This window comes from Vulcanisaeta sp. JCM 14467, from assembly GCF_001316245.1.
Lineage (GTDB): Archaea > Thermoproteota > Thermoprotei > Thermoproteales > Thermocladiaceae > Vulcanisaeta.
The window spans coordinates 65,935-71,934 of the sequence record NZ_BBDM01000015.1 but is presented as its reverse complement, the minus strand read 5'-3'; the positions used below and the strand labels follow the sequence as shown (position 1 = coordinate 71,934).

The 6,000-nt window shown below is 48.7% G+C and carries 6 protein-coding genes and 2 pseudogenes; 5 read left to right on the top strand and 3 right to left on the bottom strand.

Annotated features, from left to right (window positions below):
- A partial coding sequence (locus JCM14467_RS12590; protein ID WP_252901609.1) for a hypothetical protein occupies positions 1-676 on the bottom strand: 676 nt, incomplete at its 3' end.
- Between the two features lie 69 nt (positions 677-745).
- On the opposite strand from JCM14467_RS12590, the gene JCM14467_RS18655 reads away from it, so the two are divergent.
- The 3 genes from JCM14467_RS18655 to JCM14467_RS12580 all read left to right on the top strand — a co-directional run bounded on the left by JCM14467_RS18655 (position 746) and on the right by JCM14467_RS12580 (position 3,165).
- Positions 746-904, top strand: coding sequence for a hypothetical protein (locus JCM14467_RS18655; protein WP_252901608.1), 159 nt, complete (start codon positions 746-748; stop codon positions 902-904).
- 466 nt (positions 905-1,370) lie between these two features.
- Complete coding sequence (locus JCM14467_RS12585) at positions 1,371-1,736, top strand: hypothetical protein (RefSeq protein WP_252901607.1); 366 nt, start codon at positions 1,371-1,373, stop codon at positions 1,734-1,736.
- A gap of 70 nt (positions 1,737-1,806) precedes the next feature.
- Positions 1,807-3,165 carry an aspartate aminotransferase family protein gene (locus tag JCM14467_RS12580; protein ID WP_054850386.1) on the top strand — a complete coding sequence of 453 codons (1,359 nt, stop codon included), beginning with the start codon at positions 1,807-1,809 and terminating at the stop codon, positions 3,163-3,165.
- A 49-nt stretch (positions 3,166-3,214) separates the two neighbouring features.
- Here the strand turns inward: JCM14467_RS12580 and JCM14467_RS12575 are convergent.
- Together JCM14467_RS12575 and JCM14467_RS12570 are read right to left on the bottom strand one after the other, a co-directional pair.
- Positions 3,215-3,664: pseudogene (locus JCM14467_RS12575) on the bottom strand (tetratricopeptide repeat protein); the annotation flags it as partial.
- 174 nt (positions 3,665-3,838) lie between these two features.
- On the bottom strand, positions 3,839-4,405 hold the full coding sequence (locus JCM14467_RS12570) for a cysteine hydrolase family protein (RefSeq protein ID WP_054850384.1): 567 nt from the start codon (positions 4,403-4,405) through the stop codon (positions 3,839-3,841).
- A 102-nt stretch (positions 4,406-4,507) separates the two neighbouring features.
- Between JCM14467_RS12570 and JCM14467_RS12565 the strand changes: the two genes are divergently transcribed.
- Together JCM14467_RS12565 and kae1 are read left to right on the top strand one after the other, a co-directional pair.
- Entirely contained in the window at positions 4,508-4,876 is a 369-nt protein-coding gene (locus tag JCM14467_RS12565) for a hypothetical protein (protein ID WP_054850391.1), read from the top strand.
- Positions 4,876-5,878, top strand: a pseudogene (gene kae1, locus JCM14467_RS12560) (KEOPS complex N(6)-L-threonylcarbamoyladenine synthase Kae1). Before JCM14467_RS12565 ends, kae1 begins: the two are co-directional and overlap by 1 nt.
- Positions 5,879-6,000: the final 122 nt, after the last annotated feature.

The following is a 6,000-nucleotide window of genomic DNA, read 5'->3' as shown; positions in this document are numbered from 1 at the left end:
TTTGTGTCGTTCCCATGGCCGCATAGCCATCCTCAACAAACCCATCAGCCTCCTCAAAACCACCCTCCAACGCCATGAGTACATCATTAATGAACCTCCCATACTCCTCCCCACTCATCGCCCTCCTAAACACGTCGGACACCCTAATCGTCACGCCCTTAAGTCCCTTTAGCTTCAGCTGAACCATTACGCTACTAGTGCTTGTTTTATGTGTCTCCAGCTTTATGAATTCGCCATGCATGCTTATTCCGTCCTCATTACTCCAAATTACGACCTTGGCCCTGCCGTTAATTAGGTCATCAACTAGCCTCATAACCTCACTGCCAACATCACGCCAGTAGTTCAGGAATTGCTCGTTGTAGCCTATGAACTTATCGACCAGCCCTAGAAGGTCGTTTATGACTTCCTCACTGTACTTTCCTCGTAATTGAACCTCAAGCCTATCCCTGGCCATTAACCACTCATCCATTGCCTCCTCGATCCACCAGGAATCCCAAACACGCCAATGTATTAATCGCTTAATTGCTTCAATGAGTAAATCAATGGCGTTGTTTATGGCATTCTCGTCAGCCTCACCGCCACATCGATACTCCCTACCGCGTTTAACGCCAATGCAGAACCTATTCCTCCTCAATGAATCAGCATTGAACCTAAGCCCATCAAGAGCACCGGACATACCAATGCAGAATTCTCAAATTGATTAATAAGGCACTACGCATGCCTAAACATTGGTCGAGATTACCGCATGGGGGTCTTGGATGAGGGAGTTAAGGTGATTAAGCGGGTTAAGGCATTAAGCAACGACCCACTCAAGCCAAGGCACCACGTGATCTACGTAATCACGAGCGAGGAACCGAAAATAATCAAGGTTAAGTATGTGCGTGGCTATGAGATGGGTAAGTAAGAAATAATGCTAAGCAGGATAATGAGGTTTGTGGCTGATTTGTTGCCGCGTTAGGCATTTATTGCTCTGCGCCTTATATCCTTGATTACCTCATTAGCGAAGTCTCAAACGCTGTGGATAAAATTAAGTAAAAATAACTTAAGCAATAACCTTAATCAATAAATCCCTGGTTGAAGCTGTACTTAAAGTCTCAGGGCGTCAGTGACCCTGCCGCCGTCCCTATTATTCAAAGCATCCTATTATTAACAGCGTTGAGGTGAAACCCCACTAAACACGGCATCACCTTTACCCAGGAAATCCCTATTAACTATGCTGAAGGCCAGCGTACCAATTCACGGTAGATTGTAAAATCATCTGCCCCTGGGCTCGAATACCTGAATCTCCTTATTGCATCGGAATACAGTAGCTTGCCCAAGATTCAGAACCCACATAATGCTTAAAGCTTGCAAATGACCATGTGGACGTGATGGGCGAACAGGCGGAGATGCTTGGTCTCAGGAGAAGCACGGAGATTAAGGGTAAGTACGTGGACCTGGTGGTCTACGTTGCCAAGAGGAATAGGAGGACCTTCCTTAGTGGCGTGGTTAAGTGCCCATTCACCAATAAGGAGTTTAAGCTATACGTAACGCCACACACGGACCAGGTTAGGCCCGGCTTCATACAGCACCTTAGCGGTTTTAATGAGCACATAATCAGGACTAAGGAGTATGGGCAGTGGCTCGTTATCAGGGTTGAGCCATACTCAAGGAATTCATTCCATAGGAGGAGGTACTTCGTGTGCGTGAAGTGCGGTTATAAATCAACGAGACTCGTAGACGCCTTCTACATCTGATCACAGTTCATGGTTTCCTTACGAAGCTGCCATAACAATGCTTATAACTGAGTAATTACGGATAAAGGCGATGAGTAATCTTGGTGGTAGGGTTCAGGAATTGATTGATAAGTACACAAAGATTTACTTTGAAAGGACGGGTAAGTCGAGGGAATTATTTGAGAGGGCTAGGAGGGTGCTTCCTGGAGGTACGACCTACCAAATAAGGTATTTCGCACCATACCCAATATACATAACAAGGGCTAGCGGTGTTAAGGTTTGGGATGTTGATGGTAATGAGTACGTGGATTACTGGATGGGCCATGGAACACACATACTCGGTCACTCGCCGGACTTCGTGGTTAGGGCTGTCAATGAAGCTGCCTACGAAGGAACGCACCTGGGTTACCCGAACACGCTTGAGGTTGAGTACGCCGAGTTACTGACCAAGGTCATACCTAACGTCAACATGGTCAGGTTCTCAAACAGCGGTACTGAGGCTAACATGTACGCCGTCAGGCTAGCCAGGGCGTATACGGGGCGTAGGTACGTGATTAAGATGGAGGGTGGATGGCACGGTGGCTATGACGGCTTACACGTTGGTGTTAACCCACCATTCGAGGGTCCGGAAAGCCTTGGGCTACCGCCGGAGCACATTAAGTATACCTTGGTGGCGCCATTTAACGACTTAGATGCCCTGGAGAGGACGTTAAAGGGCTTCGACGTGGCTGCCGTCATTATGGAGCCAGTACTAGGCTCAGGAGGTTGCATAGAGCCGCAGCCAGGCTATTTAAAGGGAGTTAGGGAGTTAGTAGATAGGTACGGCGCCTTGTTGATATTTGACGAGGTCATAACAGGCTTTAGGCTAGCCCTCGGTGGCGGTCAGGAGTTATTCAACGTTAAGGCCGACATAGTGACCCTGGGCAAGATAATTGGCGGTGGCTACCCAGGCGCCGGCGCCATAGCCTCCAGGTCAGAGATCATGGAATTACTCGACCAGGTTAAGAGACCTAGCGCGAGGTCTAGGAGTTTCCACGGTGGCACGTTCACGGGAAATAAGGTAACACTAACCGCAGGCTATACATTGATTAACTACCTAAGCCAGCACAGGACAATGTATGAGGCATTTAATGACCTATGGAATTGGGTTCGCCATGAGATTGACAGGGCCTGTGAGGGGCATGGCAGGATCTGCTGGGCTACCGGGGTCGGTAGTATGCTGGGCATACACTTCACGAGGAGTAAGCCAATAAATGCGAGGATGGCATATACGGAGAGGATTGACGAGAACCTATACCACCTAATGCACCTATACATGAGGACCAGGGGCATACTATACATGACAGAACATACCTCACACTTACTACCGTCAATGATACACACCAGGGACCACGCAAAAACACTAATAGAGGAATTCAAGAACTTACTGAGCGAAGTGACCCATACATAGTGCGGCTAGGGCCATAAACATGCGTGACCCACGGCAAATGGCATCACGGTCACTGTGTAGTACCCCTATTATCCTTGCTACGTAACCTAACAATCCTGGTCAGGTTCACCTTAAGTACGCCCAGTAAGGTATTGACCCTGGCAATGAGTTGCTTGAGTAGTGGCATGAGGTAATTAATAGCCCTAGCCAATAAGGTTGAGACAAACCGCAGGGCATTCAATAATTGCACGCTTAATTCATTAATGATAACCTTAATGTTATTAGTAGTACCGTTAGGGCTAACGCTATTGACGTAATTAGTATTAACGGCTGAGAAACCTGGATGGTTATTTAACAATACGGACCTAAGCTCGTTCTTAGCATCCTCAAACCTCTCAAGCCCTATCAACGCAGCCGCCTTAACGAGCCTATACTGCTCATTGCCAGGGTCAAGACTCAACGCCTTGTCCAACTCGAGGAGAGCCTCCTCAAAACGACCAAGCTTAAGGAAGGCAACACCACGTGAGTAATGCTCCGGGCCTCGTTGGTTTCTTGCACGTTTCCCTGAAGCACACCTTGCGTTTCTTCAGGTTTCACGCATTATTTTCAATTTCAAAAACTTATAAATCTTTGCCATGGTAAACAGTTAATGAGGTGGGACTGGATTTTTAAGGATTGAATATTGAGCTAAGGCCTACGACCAATACCTGGCCAATTCCTCAGCGGTGATTACGGGGAAGAACCTCCTCATGTTGGCCAGCGACCTCTCGTGAGCATCCCTATCATATGAGGACACTGCGTCTGAAACAATCACTGGTACGAAGCCGAGGGCGTAGGCATGCCTAGCACTGGTCTCCACACCAATGTCCGTGGCAATCCCCGTGAAGACCACGGCGTACCTACCCGAATTCCTCAGTAGTAGCTCAACGTTGGTCCCTACGAAGAGGGACCAGGTATTCTTATTAATGACAATGTCATTGGGCTGCGGCTGGACTATCAAATCCATCTCCTCGGGCTTGAAGCCACCCCTCCACGGCATTACCCTCGTGGTTATCGGCTCAAAGCCGCTTGGGTATGGCGTTATCTTCGTGAATATTATCGGCACATTAACCCTCCTGGCCGCGTTAATGGCTGTGTTCAGGGCCCTCTGGAATTCGTCCTTATTGAATATGCCGTTGAACAACGCCCTATGCACGTCCCAAACCACGAGGACTGAATTACTTGGTTTCAATATGTCCCTAAGGACGTCAGGACTAACCATACAGCGTGTTGGCCCCTACCCAGCATTTAAGTATTGCCTCGCCAGCACATGCGTAGTAAGTTTAATTACTCAAGACGCTGTGATACTGGGTTGCCGGTTTGCATGGGCTTAATAGAGTGCCTGGTGATCACTGCATTGAGGAGGCTCGGTAGGGTTAGCCTAGATAGACTCGCTAAGATGGTGTTCCTAATCGATAGGTTGGGCGGCTTTGAGGCATTTGACTGGGAGAGGATAGACTTAGTCCTAACGAGCCCCGAGTTCTTAAGTACGATAGAGAGACTGGTAAAGGATGGTGTTATTAAGGCCGTGGGAAACTTCATAATGACCCTGGACAACAATTACGACCCAGGCTGTGGATGGTTAGAGAATTCTGTTAAGTCAACGATTGAATACGTGATTAATAAGTACGGCAATTTAAGTGATGGTGAGCTGGATGAAGTCATTGACTCAATACTTGAGGGTGTTTACTAATGACCCTGGTCCTCGGTATCGAATCCACAGCGCACACCTTTGGAGTCGGAATAGCAAGTGAGGATGGAATACTCGTGAACATCAACGACACCTACACACCACCGCAGGGCGTAGGCATACACCCGAGGGTCGCCGCAGACCACCACGTGATTGTTGGGCCGAGACTCCTCAGTGAAGCTTTGAGGAGGCTTGGCATAGGCATTAGGGACATTGACGCAGTGGCCTTCTCCATGGGCCTGGACTAGGCCCAGCCCTTAGGGTTGGAGCCACCCTGGCAAGGGCAATAGCCATTAAGTTTGGGAAGCCCCTGGTACCTGTGCATCACGGTGTTGCCCACGTGGAGGTCGCCAGGTGGTCCGTAAGGTTCAGGGACCCACTGGTACTACTCGTTTCTGGCGGTCACACGATGGTCATAGCCCACTCGGGCAGGTCTTACGGAGTCTTCGGAGAGACCATAGACATGGCCGTGGGGAACGCCCTAGACTACTTCGCCAGAAACGTCGGACTGCCAAACCCGGGCGTGCCGCACCTCGAAGAGTGTGCAGAGAAGGGTAGCAAATACGTGCCGCTGCCCTATACTGTAAAGGGGCAGGACGTATCCTTCTCAGGACTCGTTGAGGAAGCCCTAAGACTCGTAAGGAAGGGCACGCCACTACCGGACGTGTGCCTAAGCCTCGTGGAGACGGCGTACTCAATGCTCGGCGAGATAGTCGAGAGGGGAATGGCCCTAACAGGCAAGAAGGAACTACTACTCGCCGGGGGCGTGGCAAGGAGTAGGAGGCTAAGGGCAATAATGGAGTGGATAGCCAAGGAATTCAACGCAAAACTAGGCATAGTACCACCAGAGTACGCAGGCGATAACGGAGGAATGATCGCACTAACCGGACTACTAGCTACAAAAACGGAGTCACAATAGACCCAACAGAGGCAGTGACAAGACAAAGGTGGAGACTCGATGAAGTTGAAACACCATGGTTTAAGAATGAGCCATGGTTTAAATAATGAGACATTAAGAAGTAATAAATCCACGTAATAGAAGAAAGAAGGAATTAATTTTTTTAACGAACTATTTAAAGGCATTAAAGTATTTTATGAACTTGCTGTCACTGTGAACGGGTATTGTT

Excerpts from the sequence above, each read along its gene's own strand:
- JCM14467_RS18655 (WP_252901608.1), top strand. The coding sequence starts at position 746 with ATGGGGGTCTTGGATGAGGGAGTTAAGGTGATTAAGCGGGTTAAGGCA.
- JCM14467_RS12585 (WP_252901607.1), top strand. The coding sequence starts at position 1,371 with ATGGGCGAACAGGCGGAGATGCTTGGTCTCAGGAGAAGCACGGAGATT.
- JCM14467_RS12580 (WP_054850386.1), top strand. The coding sequence starts at position 1,807 with ATGAGTAATCTTGGTGGTAGGGTTCAGGAATTGATTGATAAGTACACA.
- JCM14467_RS12570 (WP_054850384.1), bottom strand. The coding sequence starts at position 4,405 with ATGGTTAGTCCTGACGTCCTTAGGGACATATTGAAACCAAGTAATTCA.
- JCM14467_RS12565 (WP_054850391.1), top strand. The coding sequence starts at position 4,508 with ATGGGCTTAATAGAGTGCCTGGTGATCACTGCATTGAGGAGGCTCGGT.